General features: G+C 71.1%; 15 protein-coding genes and 1 pseudogene. 8 read left to right on the top strand and 8 right to left on the bottom strand.

The features are described from left to right. Positions 1 to 11 precede the first annotated feature (11 nt). Positions 12 to 371: a DUF4398 domain-containing protein gene (locus tag HNV26_RS28770; RefSeq protein ID WP_171444022.1), complete on the bottom strand. Its 360-nt coding sequence runs from the start codon at positions 369 to 371 to the stop codon at positions 12 to 14. A gap of 194 nt (positions 372 to 565) precedes the next feature. Between HNV26_RS28770 and HNV26_RS28765 the strand changes: the two genes are divergently transcribed. After that, complete coding sequence (locus tag HNV26_RS28765; protein WP_171444021.1) at positions 566 to 1,450, top strand: 5'-3' exonuclease; 885 nt, start codon at positions 566 to 568, stop codon at positions 1,448 to 1,450. On the opposite strand, the gene HNV26_RS28760 is transcribed toward HNV26_RS28765, so the two are convergent. Continuing rightward, the gene (locus tag HNV26_RS28760) at positions 1,419 to 3,494 is read right to left on the bottom strand and encodes a hybrid sensor histidine kinase/response regulator (RefSeq protein WP_366817046.1); all 2,076 of its coding nucleotides are present in this window, start codon (positions 3,492 to 3,494) and stop codon (positions 1,419 to 1,421) included. The two genes, HNV26_RS28765 and HNV26_RS28760, sit on opposite strands and share 32 nt — an antisense overlap. Positions 3,495 to 3,657: 163 nt before the next feature. On the opposite strand from HNV26_RS28760, the gene HNV26_RS28755 reads away from it, so the two are divergent. Then, entirely contained in the window at positions 3,658 to 4,098 is a 441-nt protein-coding gene (locus HNV26_RS28755) for a group II truncated hemoglobin (RefSeq protein WP_140860116.1), read from the top strand. Here HNV26_RS28755 and HNV26_RS28750 read toward each other — a convergent pair. Then, the gene (locus tag HNV26_RS28750; protein ID WP_253817151.1) at positions 4,022 to 5,056 is read right to left on the bottom strand and encodes an acyl-CoA desaturase; all 1,035 of its coding nucleotides are present in this window, start codon (positions 5,054 to 5,056) and stop codon (positions 4,022 to 4,024) included. The two genes, HNV26_RS28755 and HNV26_RS28750, sit on opposite strands and share 77 nt — an antisense overlap. 281 nt (positions 5,057 to 5,337) lie before the next feature. Between HNV26_RS28750 and HNV26_RS28745 the strand changes: the two genes are divergently transcribed. Then, positions 5,338 to 5,883 carry a hypothetical protein gene (locus tag HNV26_RS28745; protein WP_171444019.1) on the top strand — a complete coding sequence of 182 codons (546 nt, stop codon included), beginning with the start codon at positions 5,338 to 5,340 and terminating at the stop codon, positions 5,881 to 5,883. A 24-nt stretch (positions 5,884 to 5,907) separates the two neighbouring features. Here the strand turns inward: HNV26_RS28745 and HNV26_RS28740 are convergent, their stop codons facing one another. Then, positions 5,908 to 7,401, bottom strand: coding sequence for a sensor histidine kinase (locus HNV26_RS28740; protein WP_171444018.1), 1,494 nt, complete (start codon positions 7,399 to 7,401; stop codon positions 5,908 to 5,910). A 278-nt stretch (positions 7,402 to 7,679) separates the two neighbouring features. Here HNV26_RS28740 and HNV26_RS28735 point away from each other — a divergent pair, with 278 nt between their 5' ends. Both HNV26_RS28735 and HNV26_RS28730 read left to right on the top strand, forming a co-directional pair. Next, positions 7,680 to 9,641 carry a potassium transporter Kup gene (locus tag HNV26_RS28735; RefSeq protein WP_171444017.1) on the top strand — a complete coding sequence of 654 codons (1,962 nt, stop codon included), beginning with the start codon at positions 7,680 to 7,682 and terminating at the stop codon, positions 9,639 to 9,641. A 278-nt stretch (positions 9,642 to 9,919) separates the two neighbouring features. Next, on the top strand, positions 9,920 to 10,936 hold the full coding sequence (locus HNV26_RS28730; protein WP_216612801.1) for a hypothetical protein: 1,017 nt from the start codon (positions 9,920 to 9,922) through the stop codon (positions 10,934 to 10,936). A gap of 10 nt (positions 10,937 to 10,946) precedes the next feature. Here the strand turns inward: HNV26_RS28730 and HNV26_RS28725 are convergent, their stop codons facing one another. After that, a complete protein-coding gene (locus HNV26_RS28725; protein ID WP_171444016.1) occupies positions 10,947 to 11,528 on the bottom strand; it encodes a TIGR02265 family protein in 582 nt (193 codons plus the stop codon). Between the two features lie 11 nt (positions 11,529 to 11,539). Then, on the bottom strand, positions 11,540 to 12,277 hold the full coding sequence (locus HNV26_RS28720) for a metallophosphoesterase (protein ID WP_171444015.1): 738 nt from the start codon (positions 12,275 to 12,277) through the stop codon (positions 11,540 to 11,542). Positions 12,278 to 12,688: 411 nt separating this feature from the next. On the opposite strand from HNV26_RS28720, the gene HNV26_RS28715 reads away from it, so the two are divergent. Continuing rightward, on the top strand, positions 12,689 to 14,320 hold the full coding sequence (locus HNV26_RS28715) for a golvesin C-terminal-like domain-containing protein (protein ID WP_464985168.1): 1,632 nt from the start codon (positions 12,689 to 12,691) through the stop codon (positions 14,318 to 14,320). Positions 14,321 to 14,327: 7 nt separating this feature from the next. Continuing rightward, a complete protein-coding gene (locus tag HNV26_RS28710; protein WP_171444032.1) occupies positions 14,328 to 15,428 on the top strand; it encodes a TolB family protein in 1,101 nt (366 codons plus the stop codon). Here HNV26_RS28710 and HNV26_RS28705 read toward each other — a convergent pair. Both HNV26_RS28705 and HNV26_RS28700 read right to left on the bottom strand, forming a co-directional pair. Further along, positions 15,418 to 17,793 carry a sensor histidine kinase gene (locus HNV26_RS28705; protein ID WP_253817150.1) on the bottom strand — a complete coding sequence of 792 codons (2,376 nt, stop codon included), beginning with the start codon at positions 17,791 to 17,793 and terminating at the stop codon, positions 15,418 to 15,420. The two genes, HNV26_RS28710 and HNV26_RS28705, sit on opposite strands and share 11 nt — an antisense overlap. A 307-nt stretch (positions 17,794 to 18,100) precedes the next feature. Then, positions 18,101 to 19,084: a carboxypeptidase regulatory-like domain-containing protein gene (locus tag HNV26_RS28700; RefSeq protein ID WP_171444031.1), complete on the bottom strand. Its 984-nt coding sequence runs from the start codon at positions 19,082 to 19,084 to the stop codon at positions 18,101 to 18,103. Between HNV26_RS28700 and HNV26_RS28695 the strand changes: the two are divergent. Continuing rightward, a pseudogene (locus HNV26_RS28695) lies at positions 19,037 to 19,257 on the top strand (hypothetical protein); the annotation flags it as partial. The gene HNV26_RS28700 and the pseudogene HNV26_RS28695 overlap by 48 nt on opposite strands.

Raw genomic sequence — 19,257 nt, 5'->3', positions numbered from 1 at the left:
AGGTTGTCTGCTCACGGCTGGTCGCGGCGCAGGGACTCCGCCTGGGCCGCCGAGCGTCGCGACTCGCGCTCCAGCGGGACGGCCCGGGCCAGCGCCTGCGCCAGCTCCGCGTCCGCCTCGGCCTGCATGAAGCGCAGCTCCGCGGCTTCCTGTTCGCCTTCCACCCACAGCCGCTCCGCGTCGGCAATCTGCTGCCGGGCGAACTCCAGATGGAGGGCCGCTTCCGGGACTCGGGCGGCGCCAGCGCCTTCCGCCGCGCGCAGCGAGGCTTCCGCCTGCACACGGTGCTCGTTCGGCGCGGGAAGCACCTGCCGCCCGGCGCATCCCACCATCGTCAGGCCCAGCAGCACCGCCGCCAGCTTCAGGCGCATGGGTTCACCTCCTGCCGCTCGAGGACGTGGACACGCGTCATGGCGCGCCCAGACGTAGAGGTGGGGCCTCGGAGGCAGGCCGGCAATCCGACCGTGGCAGGGTTGGCTGAAGAGCGGGCGGGCGGCCTTGCAAGCGCCTTCCAGGCGTTCCGGGGCGCTGGCCGGCGTGCGCTACCGGGGGTAGAGAGGGCGACATGCGCCTGCACCTGGTCGACGGCACCTACGAGCTCTACCGCGCCCACTTCTCGCCCCGTCCGGGCCATGCCGCGCCGGATGGACAGGACGTGAAGGCCACGGTGGGGCTGATGTCCTCGCTGCTCGCGCTGCTGCACGACGCGGACGAGGCGGTGACGCACGTGGCGGTGGCGTTCGACAACCCCATCCGCTCGTTCCGCAACGCGCTGTTCGACGGCTACAAGAGCGACGAGGGCGTGCCTCCGGAGCTGCACGCGCAGTTCGACCTGGCGGAGGAGGCCGTGCGCGCGCTGGGCGTCACCGCGTGGTCCATGAAGGAGCAGGAGGCGGATGACGCGCTGGCCACCGCCGCGGCGCGCTGGGCGGACGCGGTGGAGCAGGTGCGGCTGCTCACGCCCGACAAGGACCTGGGCCAGTGCGTGCGTGGCAGCCGCGTGGTGCAGGTGGACCGGCGGCAGGAGAAGGTGCTCGACGAGGACGCGGTGCGCGCGAAGCTGGGCGTGGCCCCCGCGAGCGTGCCGGACCTGCTGGCGCTGATGGGCGACGCGGCGGATGGCATCCCCGGACTGCCGGGCTTCGGAGAGAAGGGCGCGTCGGCGTTGCTGAGCGCGCATGGCCACCTGGAGGACATCCCCGCGGAGGCGTCCGAGTGGAAGGTGCGTCCCCGGGGCGCGGAGAAGCTGGCCGCGACGCTGCGCGAACACCGTGACGCCGCGCTGCTCTACCGCCGGCTGGCCACCCTGGTGACGGACGCGCCGCTGCCGGGCACGTCGTCGCTGGAGGACCTGGCGTGGAAGGGCGTGCCGGCCGCCGTGTACGAGGCGTTCTGTGACCGGCTGGGCCTGACGACGCTCAAGCGCCGTCCCAAGCGCTGGTCGCCCTGAGTTCGTGCATGGGCGGCGCCGTGGGCGCATGGCGTGGCAGCCGCACGGTGAAGGTGGTGCCCGTCTCCTCCTGGGAGCGGGCCTCCACCGTGCCGCCGTGGGCCAGGACGATGCTGCGCACGATGTAGAGTCCCAGGCCGATGCTGCGCCGGCCCTGGTCCTCCGGGCGCACCGTGGCGCGCTCCAGCGGCTCGAAGATGCGCGGCTGCCGCTCCAGGGGAATCGCCGGGCCCAGGTTGTGGACCTCCAGCACGACGCCGTCGTCATCGCCTCGGGACGTCACCCGCACGGGCGTGCCGGGCGGGCTGTACTGCAAGGCATTCCCCACCAGATTGCCAATGAGCTGCGCCAGCCGGTCCGGGTCCCACGTGCCCTCGCCGTTTCCGGTGCGTTCCGTCTCCAGGTGACGGTCGGGCCAGCCGGCGTGGACCTCGTCCAGTACCGCGCGAACGGCTTCGTGCAGGTCCATGGGCTGCGGGTACACCGGAAGCCCCGTCCCCTGGCGCGCGCGGGTGAAGTCGAGCAGGTCGCGAATCATCCGCGTCGCGCGGTCCGCCGAGCTCCGGATGCGCTGCGCCTGACGCTCCTGCCGCTCATCCAGCGGTCCGCGCTGGAGCATCATGGACACCGCCAGGGTGATGGCCCCCAGCGGGTTGCGCAGGTCGTGGCTGACGATGCCGATGAGCTGCCGCTCGAAGTCCGCGCGGGCCTTCATCTGCTGCGCCAGCTCCGACTCCTTGCGCCGCGCCAGGACGGAGTCCGTGACCTCCACCGCGAACAGGATGACGGCCGCCAGCCGTCCGCTGGCGTCCCGCATCGGCTGGTACATGAAGTCGAAGTAGCCCTCCGGCGGATGGGCGCCGGGCTCCTGGGCGATGCGCACGGGCAGCTCCCGCGCGCTGAAGGGCTCGCCAGTGGCGAAGACGGTGTCCAGCAACTCAAGGATGTTCTGGCCCTCCAGCTCCGGCAGGGCCTCGCGGAGCGTGCGGCCCACCAGCTGCCGCTGGCCGAAGCGCTGCCGCAGCCGCGCGTTGGCCACCACGCAGCGCTGGTCCGGCACGCTCAGCACGCCGAGCAGCACGGGCACCTGTTCGAAGAGCGTGGCCAGCATGGCGCGCTGCCGGTCCGACTCCTCCCGGGCGCCACGCTCCAGCTCCAGCAGCCGGGCCCGCGCGGCCTCGATCTCCTGGTGCTCGGTGACGTCCTGCATGGCGCCCACCACCTGCGTGGCCTTGTCCTGCGCGTCCCGGATGATGTGGCAGCGGTCCGCCACGTAGGCCCAGGAGCCGTCTCCGCGCTGGAAGCGGTAGGTGGCCTGCCACTCGTGCTCGGGGCCTTCCAGGGTGGCCTGGAGGCTGGCGACGACGCGCGCGCGGTCGTCCGGGTGCAGCCGTTCCTCCCACCAGCGATGCTCGTCCCGGATGATGCCGGGGGCGTAGCCGAAGACTTCGTGCAGGCCGCTCGTCCAGTCCGTGAGGCCCGTGCGCGGGTCCCACTCCCACACCGCGTCCCGCGTGGCGCGCGCCGCCAGCCGGAAGCGCAGCTCGCTGCGCCAGGCGCGCTCCTCGGCGGCCTGGACCTCCGTCAGCGTGCCTTCCAACTGCCGGCGTCGCGCCCGTTCATCCTCCAACGTCTTGCGCCGGCTGCGCTCCCACTGCGCCAGGGCCTGGACGCGCGCGGCGAACTCCACCGGGCGGAAGGGCTTGAAGACGTAGTCGTTGGCCCCCGCGGACAGGCCCTCCACCACGTCCTCCGCGCGCGTGTTCCCGGTGAGGAGCAGGACGGGGACGTGCTCGGTGGCGGGATTGCTTCGGACGAAGCGGCAGACCTCCAGGCCCGACATGCCGGGCAGGTGCCAGTCCAGCACGAGCACCTCGGGCACGCGCCCCTGCGTCAGGGACTCCAGCAGCGAGGCTCCGTCCAAGAACCCGGTGACCCTGCAGTAGGGCTCCAGCGCGCGGCAGATGGCCTGGGTCTCTACCGGACTGTCGTCGAGCACCCAGACCACGGGAGGAGACGGTGCGACGCGGGGGGGAATGGGCACGGGTGGCCGTGGCTCTAGCAACCGCCTCTCTCCCAGGTCAAATCTTCCAGGGCAGGCGGCCCCTGGACCGCCCGCCTCTTTGTCCGCCGGAGGTCAGCTGGCCGTTTCGAGGGGAATGACGACTCTCCATGAACCCGGACGCTTCCAGCGGTAGAAAGAAAGCATGTCCGTACAACTGAAGATGCCCACCGAAGACGACTGGGTGCCGAGCCCGGACGACCTGCCGTATCACCGGCTGGGCGGCACCGACGCGGCCATGGCCCTGGCCGAGGCTTTCTACGACGCCATGGACGCCCACGAGCCGGAGCTGGCGCGCCTGCACGAGTTGGACGCCGAGGGCCGGGTGAACCGCGGCACGCGTGAGCGGTTCGGCTTGTTCCTCGCGGGATGGCTGGGCGGGCCGCAGGACTACACGGAGCGCCACGGCCATCCCCGACTGCGCATGCGTCATGGCCACCTGTCCATCGGCGTCGCCATGCGTGATGCGTGGGTGCGCTCCATGCAACGGGCCATGGACGCGCGAGGCATCACCGGGGGCCTGCGCCGCTTCCTCGACGCGCGCTTCGCCCACGTGGCGGACTTCCTGCGCAACGTCGAGGAGTGAAGCGCGCCCACATCGGAGCGTCAGGCCCGGCGTAGGGCGAGCACGCAGAGGCGCCGGGGCCGACGAGGCTCCGGGCGGCGCGGGCGGGCGCCCGGGCGCCCGGGCGCGGCGGCAGGTGGGCCAGCGACTTCACGTCATGCACCAGCCGCAGCGTGGCCAGTCCGCGCACGGCCCACCAGCCCGGGTCCGGCTGCCGCCACCCGAGCCCCATCTGCGCCGAGGCCGGGTAGACGTGGTGGGTGTTGTGCCACGACTCGCCCATGCTCAGCAGCGCCAGCCAGCCGACGTTGCGCCCCTGTTCGGCGCAGCCCGGCAGTTCGTAGGGCTGCTCGCCCTCCACGTGGCTCACGTAATGGACGCACCAGAAGCCATCCTGGGTGAGCGCCAGCCGCACCAGGATGCCCCAGGCCACCCAGGGCGCCCCGCCCAATGCGTACAAGGCCAGGGCGAGCGGCACCTGGAGCCACAGGCCCGCGCGCTCCAGCCCGCGGAAGAACACGTCCTGCGTCACATGGGGCGCCGCTGGCACGTCCGCGGCGCCGCTTCGCGGGTGCCAGGTGTGGAAGAGGGCGTAGGCCATGGCGCGCGTGAAGCCCTCGCGGTAACCGAAGTAGGGGGGACAGCCCGCTTCCGGCTGGTTCTGGTGGAAGTCGCGCAGGTCATGCATGCGGCTCATCGCGATGGGGCCGCCCAGGCCGGCCAGGGTGCCGAGCAGCGCCAACGCGCGCTCCACGGGCGCCGAGGCACGAAAGGCCCGGTGGATGAGCCCCCGGTGCAGGCCCACCGACACGCCCAGGCACATCGTCACCGCGGTCATCCCGGCGAACACCGCCACCGCGCTCCACGAGAAGAAGCAGGTGCCCCCCACCAGCGCTCCCGCGTGCAGGAGGCTCCAGCGCAGCACCTTGCCTCCGTCCAGCCTCGCCGTTCCCCACCGCGTGTTGCCTGTCTCCGCCATGGCCGCTCCTTTGGGAGGGGCGCCATCGCAAGGGGCCTGCCACCGGAGGACGAGCCTGTTTCCGTGGGGTTGCGCGTGCGGGGTGGGCCTGGGTGTCAACGTCGTTCACGGCGCGTGCCCACGGCGTGGGCGGTGGACTCCCGCCGGCCCCTCCCTGGCGGGATGCCCACTGCGCCGAAAGCAATTCCCGGGGGTTCCCCCAAGGTGCATGACGTGCCGGTATCCGGTGTCCACACTGTCGTTGGTCAGCTGGGGATGAAACCGTACGAGGAGGTCTCCACATGAAGGGCATGCTGATGCCGCTCCGCCGGAGCGTGCTGGTGTTGGGGGTGGTGCTGGGGGCAGGCGTGGCGATGGCCGAACGGAAGCAGGACGCCATCAACATGAAGATTGCCTACCAGTCGTTCAACCTGGAGATGACGCCAGAGGCGGTGACGGGGGCGGACTTCCAGGTGGCTCGCTCGCCCGGGATGCTGAAGGGCCGCGGGCTGAAGGGGAGCTTCGCCCTGACGCTGAAGGACGGGGCGGTGGAGGGCTCCGTCGGCGGCGCGCCGGTGAACCTGACGGTGACGAAGGAGGGGGACGCCATCGTGGCCAAGGGCGGATTTGGCGGACGCCCCGTCAACCTGAAGCTGAGCCCCAGCGAGCTCACCCTCTACGTCCGCGACTGCACCTACCGGCTGAAGGCGCAGAACACGAACCGCTTCTACACGGGCCGGCGCAGCTGCGACCGGGCCATGACGCCCGACTCGGAAATCTGGCTGCCGGACGAGTTCCTCGCGGCGAGCCCCGAGGAGAAGGCCGCCATCCTGTTCCTCGCGCTGTGAGGGACGCGCCCGCGCGGGGCGTCCTCACCCGCGCGCACGCGGCAGCACCACGGTGAAGGTGGAGCCCACGCCCAGCTCGCTGCTCACGGTGACGTGGCCACCCATGGCCTCCACCACCTCGCGGACAATCCACAGCCCCAGGCCGACGCCGCTGTAGTCCCGGCCGGACACGGCGCGCTCGAAGCGGTGGAAGAGGCGCGGCAGGTGCTCCGGCGGGATGCCGATGCCCGCGTCGCGCACGTCCAGGCGCACGTGGGCCTCGGTGCTGGACAGCGCCACATGGACGGGGTTGCCGCGCCCGTACTTCATCGCGTTGGACACCAGGTTGGTGAGCACCTGGTCCAGTCGCAGCCGGTCCCAGTGGCCGTGGGCCTCCAGCGGCAGCGTCAGCGTCAGGTGCGTGCCCGCGCCCGCCAGCTCCGGCTCGAAGCGCTCCGCCACTTCGCGGACCAGGGCGCCCAGGTCCACCGGCTCCGGGTTCAGCTCCAGTCGTCCGGCGTGGATGCGCGACACGTCCAGCAGCGCGTCGATGAGCTTCGCCTGCCGCTTCGCCTGCCGGCCCACCAGGTCCAGCCCCCGGTGCAGCCGCTCCCGGGGGACGGCGTCCGGTGAGCGCTCCAGCGCGGTGCGCAGGCTCTGCACCTGGAGCTGGAGCGCGCTGAGGGGGGACTTCAGCTCATGGCTGGCGATGGCCAGGAACTCCTCGCGCGCGCGGATGGCCTGGCGCGCCTCGTGGTACTGGCGCGCGTGGTCCAGGGCGATTGACGCCCGGCGCGCCAGCTCCCGCGCCAGTGTCATGTCCCGCGCGTCGAAGGCCCGTCCGGTGCGCGAGAAGACAAGCGCGGCGCCCTTCCGCCCCGGCCACGCCAGCGGCACGCCCAGCCAGGACGGCGGCTCCGCGTCGTGCAGCGCAGGCTCTCCGGACGCGATGATTCGCGACACCGCCGCTTCGTCCGGGACGAGCGGCGTACCCGCATCAAGGGGCTCCCGCGCGTCCAGGCCCGCCGAAACCACGCATCGCACCTTGCCAGGGGCCTCCTCGAGGAACACGCGGCAGGAGTCCGCGCAGGCAGGCACGGCGAGCCGCGCCAGGTGCTCCAGCGTCGCGTCCTGCTCCATGCTGGAGCCGAGGACTTCACTGGCCTCTGACAGGAGCTGTCGGTGGGCCTCGCCCCGGCGCCGCTCGGTGACGTCCACCAGCATGCCCAGGCACTGGGCGGGACCGTTGGTGGACGGTGGCATGGGCGCTGCCCACAGCTCTACATGGAGGGGCGTGCCATCTCGCCGGTGGAGCTCCAGCTCCAGACAGGGCGGCTCCAGCCCCTGCGTGGCCTGCTCCTGATGGCGGCGGAACTTCTCCCAGCGGGCGTCGGTGGCCCAGGGGGCGCGGTGGCCCAGCACGTCCTCCCGGCTCCAGCCGAAGAGCCGCTCGGCGGCGGGGTTCCACAGCCGTACCGTGCCATCCAGGTCCATCAGGTGGATGGCCAGGGGGGAGACCTGGAGGATGGCTTCCAGCATCGCTGGACCTCGTGCTCCGGACCGCCGGGCTTCTGCCTGACCAAGTGCCGCCACCATCGTCATCGAGTCCCCCCCACCCATCGTGTTGCATGGGAGCATGGCTGTAACGCGGCGAGGAGCGTCCCTCCGGGCAGGGCGGCCGTGCCGTCACGAATGTCGAACATCCCTGGCCTGGGAGTGTTCGTTCCGGACGCACTCCCCGCCCTAGGGCCCTGTGACGCCGAGGCGGGGATGCGTCAGGCGCACAAGGGAATACTCCATGGGCGGCACGGTGGCGGTTGCTCCAGGCCTGGGTTCGGCTAAAGCGCGGCTTCGTGAAAGCGACCACCACCGGAGTGCCGGGCGGCGAAGACGTCAAAAAGGGCCCGGACACCTTCAAGCGCTCGGCGCTGCTGGCCCTCGGGGCCCTGGGCATCGTCTACGGCGATATCGGCACGAGCCCGCTGTACGCGTTGCGGGAGTGCTTCACGGGGGTGCATGGGATTCCGCCGACGCCCGCGAACGTGCTGGGGGTGCTGTCGCTCATCTTCTGGTCGCTCATCATCGTCGTGTCGGTGAAGTACCTGCTGCTGGTGATGAAGGCGGACAACCGGGGCGAAGGCGGCATCCTGGCGATGATGGCGCTGGTGATGCAGCGCCAGCGCGCGCAGCCGTCCCACCGGCCGCGTCCGATGTTGATTACGCTGGGCATCTTTGGCGCGGCGCTCCTTTATGGAGACGGCATCATCACGCCGGCCATCACCGTGCTCAGCGCGGTGGAGGGCCTGCATGTGGCCACGCCCGTCTTCGACCCCTACGTCATCCCCATCGCCCTGGTCATCCTGGTGGGGCTCTTCCTGGTGCAGCGGCACGGTACCGCGGACATCGGCGCTGTCTTCGGTCCCGTCATGTGCGTCTGGTTCCTCACGCTGGCGGGGCTGGGCGTGAAGGAGCTGGTCCACAACCCGGCGGTGCTGGGGGCGCTGTCGCCCTGGCACGCGGTGGAGCTGTTCCGCCACAACCACCTGCACGGCTTCCTGGTGCTGGGCGGCGTGTTCCTGGTGGTGACGGGCTGTGAGGCCCTCTACGCGGACATGGGCCACTTCGGCCGCAAGCCCATCCAACTGGCGTGGTTCTCCATGGTGCTGCCGGCGCTGATGCTCAACTACCTGGGGCAGGGGGCGCTGCTGCTGCGCGACGCGAGCGCCGCGCGCAATCCCTTCTTCCTGCTGGCGCCGTCCTGGCTGCTGTATCCGCTGGTGGCGCTGGCCACGGTGGCGGGCGTCATCGCCTCGCAGGCGCTCATCGCGGGGGTGTTCTCCCTGACGCGCCAGGCGATGCAGTTGGGCTACAGCCCGCGCATGGAGGTGGTGCACACCTCGGCGGAGGAGATGGGGCAAATCTACCTGCCCGGTCTGAACTGGGCGCTGCTGGTGGGCGTGGTGGCGCTGGTGCTGGGCTTCCGCTCCTCCAGTGCGCTGGCGTCGGCGTACGGCATCGCGGTGTCCACGGCCATGGTCATCACCACCCTGATGGCCTACGTGGTGGCCCGGGAGCTGTGGGGCGTGCGGCGGTGGGTGGCCATTCCCGTGGTGGGCCTGTTCCTGACCGTGGAGCTGGCCTTCTTTGGCGCCAACGCGGTGAAGGTGGCGGACGGCGGCTGGTTCCCGCTGCTGATGGCTGTCGTCGTCTTCACGCTGATGACGACGTGGAAGCGGGGGCGCGACATCCTGGCGGCCAAGCTGCGCGCGTCCAGCATCCCCCTGAAGGTGCTGCTGGGCAGCTTCGGCGACCACCCGCCGGTGCGGGTGCCGGGCACGGCCATCTTCATGACGGGCAACGCGGAAGGCACCCCGCCCGCGCTGCTGCACAACCTCAAGCACAACAAGGTGCTGCACGAGCAGGTGGTGCTGCTGACCATCCTCTCCGAGGAGCTGCCGCACGTGCCGCCTGGCGAGCGCGTGGAGGTGGAGCCGCTGGAGCAGGGCTTCGTGCGCGTGGTGGCGCGCTACGGCTTCATGGAGAACCCGGGCATCCCCGACGTGCTGAAGCGCTGCCGCGAGAAGGGGCTCCAGTTCCAACTGATGGGCACCAGCTTCTTCCTGGGACGGGAGACGCTGATTCCCACCAAGCGCCCGGGCATGGCCGTGTGGCGAGAGGCGCTGTTCGCCTGGATGAGCCGCAACGCGCGCAGCGCAACCTCGTACTTCCGCATCCCGCCCAACCGGGTGGTGGAGCTGGGCGCGCAGGTGGAGTTGTAGCCCCGTGAACGCCTGAGCCAGGGCGGGTGTGCTTCACCCCACATCTGCCTTGACTCTTTGCGTTGAATGACGCTTCTGTGTCCTGGGCTGCGCCTCCCTGCCACATTTGCGTCCAGATTTACCCTTCGGACGGAAAATTACGGCAGGAAGCAACAAATCGGACCGTATGCCGATAATCATTTTCGTCCGCCGGAATTTGTCTTCTGTCGGCGGAACGAAGCTCGGCATCTCGAAAACTGGTGTCCCCCGGCACCCCTCGTCCGAAATCAGGTCAGTCCATGCTCCTCGACATTGCGCCCTCGTCCGCGAATTCCGCTGTTGCCCCTGTTTCTGCCTGGGCTTCGTCGGAGCAGACGCTGGAGACGCTGTCGGGGCTGGCGCCGCACACGCTGCTGACGCACGCGGACCTCTACCCGCGCATCTGCGTGCGGGACCCCTACTACGCCCTCAAGGACGTGACGGTGATGGGGGAGGGCGAGGTGGTGGCGCGCATCCCCGTGCAGCAGGACCCGGACGCGGAAGCGGGCCCCATTGGCCTGGGGGAGGCGGGGCGGCACCTGGCGATTCTGGGCTCATGTGCGTCCGCGCTGATGTCGCCCAAGGACGGCCAGCACTTCTACCTGGCGTGCGGCGCGCGCGGGCAGTGGCTGCGCCCGGAGCCCATGGCCCGCGCCACGGACCTGCTGTGGGGGCTGGCGAAGGCGGAGTTCACCGGCCGCCGCTCGGCCACCGCGCACACGCTGCTGTCGCTGCCGGACGGCACGCCGTTCTTCCGCCTGGAGGTGGACTACAACGTGCTGTCCGCCGCCGCCTTCACGCGCCTGTTCGGCGAGGCCCGGGTGGACATGCGCCGCGAGCCGCGCCGCGACGACGGCGTGCAGCGCACCCCCGAGGAGTGGGCCAGGCTGCGGCAGAACCCCTACAGCAAGCCGCTGGCGCTGCGCGACTGGCGCCCGGATGGTGAGAGCCTGTCTGCCACGTTGGGGCCGGTGACGGCGGAGATGTGCAAGGGGCACTTCGCGCTGCACCCGGTGATGCCGGTGGCCGTGGTGGCCAGTGGGATGACGCGCGTGGCCACCACGCTGCTTCGCCGGCTGGAAGGCGCGCCGTGGGCCCGCTGCATGGCGAAGGACGTGCGCCTGAAGGCGGACACCCTGGCCTACGCGGGCCAGACGGTGACGTTCGGCGCCGTTCGCAGCGCGCATGACGGTGACGCGCACACCTTCACCTGCCAGGCGTCGGTGGGCGAGCGCGTCGTCGCCGAGTTGGACGTCACCTACACCCGCGTGGACTGAGCGCCGCGCCTCAGGCCCACTGGATGTCGTAGTCCGCGCTGTCGATGCCTCGCGGCGTCGCGCGCGCGGTGCCTCGGAGGCCCAGCACCTTCAGCGCGCCGGTGAGGATGCCCTCGTGGTAGGCGGGCGGCAGCATGTCCCGGCGCATGTGCAGCGTGCCGGAGGTGGGGCCGGTGGGCACGTAGTCGCGGCTGCCGTAGCTGACGGCCGCGCCGTAGCCCATCTGCGCGCCCGCGAAGAGCTTCTGCGGGTCCCCGCGGGAGATGATTCCGAAGATGAGCATGCCCGGCCCGGTGGAGAAGCGCGTCACGTCCTTCTCTCCGCAGGCGTGGAAGACGGCGTCCTCGGGACCCAGCAGCGGCTCCAACGCGTCCGCCGCGCGGTAGAGGAGCGTCAGGAAGTCCCGCGCCGGGTACGTGAGCAGGTCGGTGTACGCCGCGCCCAGCGCCCCCTGGCGCACCGTCTCCAGTGCCGGCAGGCCCGCCTGCTGCTGGACGAAGCTGAGCACCGACTTGAAGAACAGCCCGCGCACCGAATCACCGGGGTGCGCGGCCGCGAGCCGGGCCTCGAGCTCCGCCTTGTTGGACGGCATGGCGCGCCTCCTCAGACCTCGTCGAGCAGCACCGGGGCGAAGCCCGCCGCGTCACACGAGGCCAGCACGTAGCGTACGCCGCCGCGCTCGCCCGTGAAGCCCGCGGCGATGCCAGCCGCGTGCAGGTGGCCATAGACGCACACCTTCGGTCCGAAGGCTTCAATGGGCTCGCTGAAGGCGGTGGATTTCTCGTTCGCGTACACCGGCGGGAAGTGCACGGCCACCACGCGCACCAGCGGCGTGGCGCTGGCCGCCTCCTTCTTCTTCGCGTCCTCCATGGAGGCCATCAGCCGGCGCGTCTCCCGCTCCACGTAGCCGGTGTCCGCCGCCTCGTCCCCCATCTCCCCACCGGGCATGGGCGGCGCCTCCGGCGCGGTCCACAGCCGGCTGCCCGCAATCACCCACGGGCCCATGACGACGGCGTTGTTGTGGAGGAAGCCCTCCAGGGTGCGGAAGGGCTCCAGCAGCTTGCGCAGCTTGGACGCGGAGTCGCCCCACCAGTAGTCGTGGTTGCCGCGCACCAGCACCTTGCGTCCCGGGCGCGCGTCCAGCCACGCCAGGTCATCCATCACCTCGTGGGCCCGCGTGGCCCAGGAGATGTCCCCCGCCACGATGACCACGTCCTCCGGAGCCACCCGCTCATCCCACGCACGCTGCAGCGGAAGGGGGTGCTCGGACCACCCGAAGCGGTGCATGTCCTTCTGTCGCGTGGAGGGCAGGTGGGTGTCGCCGATTCCGAAGAGCCGCATGGCCCCCTCATAGCGGAAGCCCTCGCCCCTGTCGGCCCCCTCGTCCTATCTCCAGCATCCGGTGTCACGCCAAAAGGTGGGGAGGACTGGAAAGGTAGTAAAGTGATTTTACATAACGCTGTCTCGAAAAACGTCAGTGCGACATCGGTTGGCCAACCCGACGCCTTCGTTGTCAGGGCTTACATGTGCGTCATTCCTGATTCCAGGTGGTTGCGCCGCCGGGGGCCTGGGTTCGAGGGCGGATTTCTTGACGAGAGGGTGGAGCATCCATGCTCCATCTGGGGTCGGGGAAAAGAGGTGCTCCCTGGGAGCGTGTGGCTGGCATGCATGGTGCTCAGGCGTGGCCCCCTGCGCCGCTCCCGTGGAACGGGGGCGACCGTGGAGCTGCTGACCCCCCTTCAAGGAGTTTCCATGCACGTGTTGCGCAAGACGTTCGCGGTGACGGCCGCGGCAATGGCCCTGGCGGCCTGTGGCCCTCAGCCCGAAACGTCTCCGGAAGAAACGGCACCTGAGTCGCAGGTTCCCGCAGGCGCGGTGGACGACGCCGCCCGCGCGGTGGCCGACGCGGCTCGCCGCACGCCCAACGAACTGGACGCGCAGTTCGCGAAGGCCGCTGGTGAGTTCAACGTCCCGGTGAGCCTGCTCAAGGCCATCTCCTACGCGGAGACGCGCTGGGAGCACGTCCGCGGCGAGGAGGAGTTCGAGGGCCGCCCGGCGGCCTTTGGTCTGCTGGCCCTGCGCGGTCAGCTCATCGCCGACGGCGCCGCCCTGGCGGGCGTGTCCGCGGACGCGGTGCGTGACGAGCCGCTGGCCAACCTGCGCGCCGGCGCCGCGCTGCTGTCGAAGTACGCCGACGAGGCGGGCATCGACCGCGCGGACCTGGGCGCGTGGGCCCCGGTGGCCGTGCGCCTGACGGACATCTCCGACCCGGACATCCAGGCGCACTACATCCACAACGACGTGTACGCGGTGCTGCGCGAGGGCGCGGGCGCGTTCACGCCGGCGGGCAAGGTGGCGGTGTCGCTGGATGCCACCCAGGTCGAGCCGAAGTTCGCCCTGCCGAAGATGCAGGCCCTGGCGGCCGGCCCGGACTACGCGGCCTCCATCTGGCGCCCGTCGCCCAACTACAACGCGCGGCCCGCTGGCATCGGTCAGCAGATGGTCGTCATCCACACCTGTGAGGGTGGCTACTCGGGTTGCTGGAGCTGGCTGACCAACTCCGCCGCGGGCGTGAGCGCGCACTACGTGGTCAACGAGAGCGGCACCGAGGTGTCGCAGCTGGTGCGTGAGTCGAACCGCGCCTGGCACGTGGCCGCCGCCTACCGCAGCAGCCTCAACGGCGGCGTCAAGTCGCACCTCAACGGCCGGTCGACGAACGACTTCTCCATCGGCATCGAGCACGGTGGCTACGCCAGCTCGGCCTCGTTCTCCTCGGGGATGATCACCACCTCCGCCAAGCTGACGTGCAACATCACCCGGGACCAGGGCATCCCGCGCGACAGCTACCACATCGTGGCCCACGGCCGGCTGCAGCCGGAGACCCGCACGGACCCGGGCCCCAACTGGCCGTGGTCCACCTACATCAGCAAGATCCGCAGCGAGTGTGGTGACGGCGGTGGTGGAACGAACCCGGTCATCGTCGTGGACAGCAACAACGCCAACAACGACTCCACCAAGGGCTACATCGCGGTGCCGTCCACCTGGGCGCGTGGCACCAGCGCGGGCTACTACGGCAACGACTACTACTACGCCTCCACGCAGCCCGTCTCCGAGCCGGCGGTGTTCCACTTCCACATGCCTGCGGCGGGCAGCCGGACCATCCAGGCCTGGTGGGTGCAGGGCACCAACCGCTCTCCCGCGGCGCCCTTCGTGATTGCGCACGCGGGCGGCAACAGCACGGTGACGGTGAACCAGCAGACCAACGGCAGCAAGTGGGTGACGCTGGGCACCTACAACTTCAACGCCGGCTGGAACAAGGTGCAGTTGAGCCGCTGGGCCACCGAAGGCTACGTCGTCATGGCGGACGCCGTCCGGATTCAGTGAGGTGATGATGCGGGGCCTTGAACGGCTTCAGCGTTCCTGGCCGTGGCGGGCGCGGTGTCTGACCGCGCTCGCCGTGCTCGGTGTCGGATGCTCCGGCCGGTGTGGCGGGACGTCCGGCTCCGGGCCGCTGTCCAAGGAGGAGGCTCGCTCCATTCCAGGCGCGGTCATCTTCTTGTCGGAGCGGGCAGGGCGGAAGGATGTCTGGAAGGTGAGTCCGGAGGGTGTGGAGACGCAGCTGACTCGCGGCGAGGAGGACGTGTACCCCGGTCCCCTGTCGCCGGACGGCAAGTCGCTGCTCGTCATCTCCGCGACGGAGGAGGACGGGCTGCACCGCCAGCAGATGCGGGTCCTGCCGCTGGATGGCAAGAGCCCGGCGGTACCGCTGCACCCGCCCCGGGCGCGTGCGCGCAACGCGAGCTGGGCGCCGGATGGCACCTGGTTGGTGGCCGAGTCCGACGCGGAGGGCTTCAGCGACGTGGTGCGCCTGGAGCCCCGCGAGGGTGTTCCGGAGGTGCGCCTCACGCAGGTGCCACAAGGCTGCTTCGAGCCGGCGGTGTCTCCGGATGGGAAGGAGGTGGCCTTCGTCTGCAGCCGCGAGGGTGACCCTGAAGTCTACGTGGCGAACGCGGACGGCAGTGGTGAGCGCCGCCTCACCTTCTTCCACCATGAGGACCGCACGCCGAAGTGGAGCCCGGACGGCAAGTGGCTCGTCATCGTCAGTGATCGCGAGCGCAAGGACCGGCTGTACTTCCTCCGCCCGGACGGTTCGGACCTGCGCGCCGTGTCGGGCGAGTCCTTCATGGGCGACGAGCGCGAGGCCGCCTGGAGTCCGGATGGGCAACGGCTGGTCTACGTGAGCCGTCTGCCGGATGGGAACGCCCGCATCTGGATGGTGCCGGTGGCGGGCGGCGCGCCGGTGGCCCTGACGGACGGCAAGCACCGGGACGACATGCCCGCGTGGAGTCCGGACGGGAAGTACCTGGCCTTCGTGTCCGAGCGCCAGGGCGACACGGACGTGTACCTCATGCGCGCGGATGGCAGCGGTCAGACACGTCTGACGACCGCCAAGGGGCCGGACTGGCTGCCGCGCTGGGCCCCTACGCGCTGACGGCCGAGCCGTCTCCCGCCGCCGGGGCCTGGTCATCCGGGTGCTGGGGCGGGAGCGGGTTCGCGCCGGGCGGGGTCACGGGCAGGCTGAAGCTGAAGGTGGAGCCCTGGCCGGGCTCGCTCTCCACCCAGATGCGCCCGCTGTGCGCTTCGATGATGAGGCGGCTGATGTACAGCCCCAGCCCCAGCCCCTTCGCGTCCGACGCGCCGCTCTTCTGCGTGCGGAAGTACTTGTCGAAGACGCGCGCGGCGTCTTCCGGGCTCAGCCCGGGGCCCTGGTCCTTCACCGACACCACCACCTGGCCCGGCTGAAGCTGGGCTCGCACGGTGATGGGCTGCCTGCCGGGGCTGTATTTGGCGGCGTTGCTCAGCAGGTTGGCCATCACCCGCTCCAGCCTCGCCGCGTCCATCCAGACGGGGGGCAGCGCGCCTGGGACCTCCAGGTGGAAGCGCTCGCGCACGTCGGGGGCCACGTCCCGCTCCATCACCTCTTCCAGGAAGCGCGCCAGGTCCCGGGGTTCGCGGCGCAGCGTCTCCCGCTGGGACTCCAGCCGCGAGCCTTCCAGCAGGTCCTCAATCATGGTGCTCATCCAGGCCACGCTGCGCTGGATGGACTCCGTCATGGATTCCTCCCGCTCCAGGTTCCGCTCGCGCAGGGCGCGCCGCAGCAGGCCCACGCGCAGGCTGATGGTGTGGAGCGGATTGCGCAGGTCGTGGGAGATGAGGCTGACGTATTCCTCGCGGAGCCGGTCCAACTCGTGGCGCGTCGTCACGTCCTGCGCCGTGGAGACCACGCCGCGCACCTTCCCGCTGGGGCCGAAGACGGGGGCCGCGGTCATCAACACCGGCAGCCGGCTCCCGTCGGGGTGGAGGATGAGGAACTCCTCGGGCCCCGCGAGCTGGCCCGTGAGCAGCGCGCGGACGATGGGCACGTCCTCCCTGCGGACCGGCTTGCCGTCGGTGGTGAGCACGACGGGGTTGACCCCCGTCATCTCCAGCGACACGCCCTTCAGCGGACGCCCGAGCAGTTGCTCCGCGACGGGATTGGCCACCAGCCGTCCGCCGTCCGCCTCCGCGAAGACGATTCCCACGGGCGTGTGGTCCAACAGGGCCTGCACCTGGCTGCGCTGCATCTCCGCTTCCTCACGGGCGCGCTGGACCTTGGCGAGGTATCGCTCCCGCTCCGACACGTCGCGGACGACGGCGAGCACGCTGGGACCCTCCGGGCCTGACACCGGGCTCAGCCGCACCTCCAGCGACAGCAGGCTGCCGTCCTTGCGGCGGCCTTGGATGGCGCGCTCGCCCAGGCCGGTGTCCAGGCTCCGGCCACCGAAGAGCCCTTCGGGGACCAGCACCTCCACTTCGCGTCCCAGCAGCTCCTCGCGCGGGTAGCCGAACACCCGCTCCGCCTCCGCGTTGACGAAGCGCAGCAGGCCTTGCGCGTCCACCGTCAGCAGCGGCGCGGGGGTGGTCTCCAGCAGGCCCCGGTAGCGTGCCTCGGAGGCCTCCAGCGCCGCGGTGGCCTGTTGGCGGTGGGCTTCAATGTGGTCCAGGGCCCGCGCGGACAGGAGCACGAGCGCGGCGCCGCCCGCGCTCACGAAGGTGGCGAAGATGGGGAGCTTCGCCTCCAGGTTGATGGCGCGCACCTCGTGCAGGAGCATCAGCACCATGCCCAGCACGGAGGGGCCGAGCAGCGTCACCGGCACCAACCGGCGCGCGAGGAAGCCGCCGAGCGAGTCGCGGGTGATGCGGCCCATCAGCCCCAGCCCCGGCCGCGCGCAGAGCGTGCCCACCGCCAGCAGCATCAGCGTCAGCGCGGTGGGCAGCCCCATGCTGCGCTCGGCGAGGAAGGGCAGGGTGCCCACCGTCAACAAGGGGCCCATCAACAGGCCGTTGAGGCCCAGCGTCGAGGTCACCAGCGACAACACGACCAGCGTGTCGCGCAGCCGGATGGACTGGCTCCGCTCCGGGAGGGCCAGGGCCACGCCCAGCAATGTCATGCAGGTGGCGGAGAGGGGAGAGGGGCGAGGGAGCACCGAGGCGTGTCCATCGAGCAGGCGCAGCACGATGTGCTCCATCCCCAAGTCCCAGCCGGTGATGTCGCGCAGGAGACTCACCGCGCCGATGACCACCATCACCATCGCGCAGGCGGTGGCCGTGGCGTCCTGATGGCGGAACGGGCGGGAGCGCAGCCGCAGGCCCAGTGCGGCGCCGCCGAAAATCATGGCGATGGCCGTCACCGGCATCATGGGGATGCCAGCCACGCCGGGCCTCAGCATCTCCACATCCCAGGCCCAGCCCAGGAGGTACAGCGCGCCCACGAGCGGGGCTCCCAGCGTCGCGAGCCAGGCGATGCCGCGGGCCATGGCCGCGCTCCGACGCTGCGGCCTCCAGCAATCGTTCATCGTGGCGTCCCCCTGGAACGCACAGGGCTCCTCCCGTGACGCATCGGCCCGAGGCCCCCGGACGAGACGCTCCAGCGAGAGATGCGTCGCGCCTTGGCTTCCGGCATCGGACGCGAGTGCGGCGCAGCGATGGGTGCGGACGGTGGGGGCGCCGCCAGTCATTGGCTCGGGCCGTGCGCGCCTCCGTCGGAACATGGGGGCGGCCAGCGCGCGGGGCAGCAGCCCCCGAGCAGCCGAGTCGCGAGCGGAAGGCCGGGCGCCGCGCTGTCTAGGGAGGCGGGTGGATGCCGGGATGGACGGTGAGCACCAGCCCCCAGCCCGGCGCCACGCCCACGTTGCGCGGCGTGTAGCCGTCCGTGCCCGTGACGGACAGGAGGAAGGACTCCGCGCCCGCGCCCGAGTGGACGTAGACGAACAAGCCGTCCGGGCCGGTGCCCTCCTGGTTTGCTCCCTGAAGGTCGGCGGTGGGGTAGTAGATGCGACCGGCCAGCGCCTCGCCGTCGGGAGCGACCTTCGCGCCAGCGAGGGGATGGCCGCTGGCATCCACCACGCGCCCCAGCACGAAGCCGGCGTCGCGCAGGGTGGCCGCCCGGTTGTCGGTGTGGCCCCGGATGGCGCTCTCCCCCACGGCGACGCTGAGCGCGTCATGGAAGGCGTCCGGCAGCGCCCACACGCGCGCGCCGATGATGTCCGTGCGCGGCCGGGCACCGGTGAAGGCGGAGTCGTAGACGACGGTATGGGCGGGCACCAGGCCCGCGGCCTCCGCGCCCACCGCGAGGCTCAGGTGCATCTCCCGCACCGCCACGTCGCGCACGGTGAAGGCGCCATCCGCGGCGGCCGGCGCGGTGCCGAAGGTGGCGTTGGCGTCTTTCACCGCCAGCCGCAGGGGCTCCGCGGCGGTGAGGGGCGTTCCCTCCAGCGTGGGCAGGGGCAGGCCCCGGGCCTCGAGCAACCGCCGGGCTTCGGGGAGCAGGTCCACCGTGCCGCTGACACCAATGCGGAGGTTGTCCAGGTCCACGGCCTCGGCGTCGTCGGTCTGCACGCCAGGGGCGGGTGTGTAATCACCAGGGCCGCAGCCCAGTGAGAGTCCCAGCACCGCACATGGAACCATCAGGAGAGGACGCATCATCGCGGGAAAGCTCTCCACGGCCTCTCGTGGCGGCAATCCACCCCACCCTCGGTTCGTCCCCTGGTCGACGCCTCGGTGGTGCTGGCCATGGGGCTGGAGGGCGCCGCGCTGTCCGAAAAACATCAGCGCCGCGCCCCGGAGTGGGACGCGGCGCCGGTCATGTGGAGGCCAGGTGTTGTCCGCGGGCGTGGCCCGCCTCAGCGCCAGCGGCCGTTGCCGCCGGAGGAGGATGACGAACCCGAACGGCCGGACGGAGGCGCGCTGGAGCCCGAGGACGACTTCCCGCTGCTGCCCCC

The sequence above is a fragment of the Myxococcus xanthus genome (assembly GCF_013116825.1).
Lineage (GTDB): Bacteria > Myxococcota > Myxococcia > Myxococcales > Myxococcaceae > Myxococcus > Myxococcus xanthus_B.
Note: the sequence above shows the minus strand (reverse complement) of the source record. Positions and strands in the feature narration are given on the sequence as shown.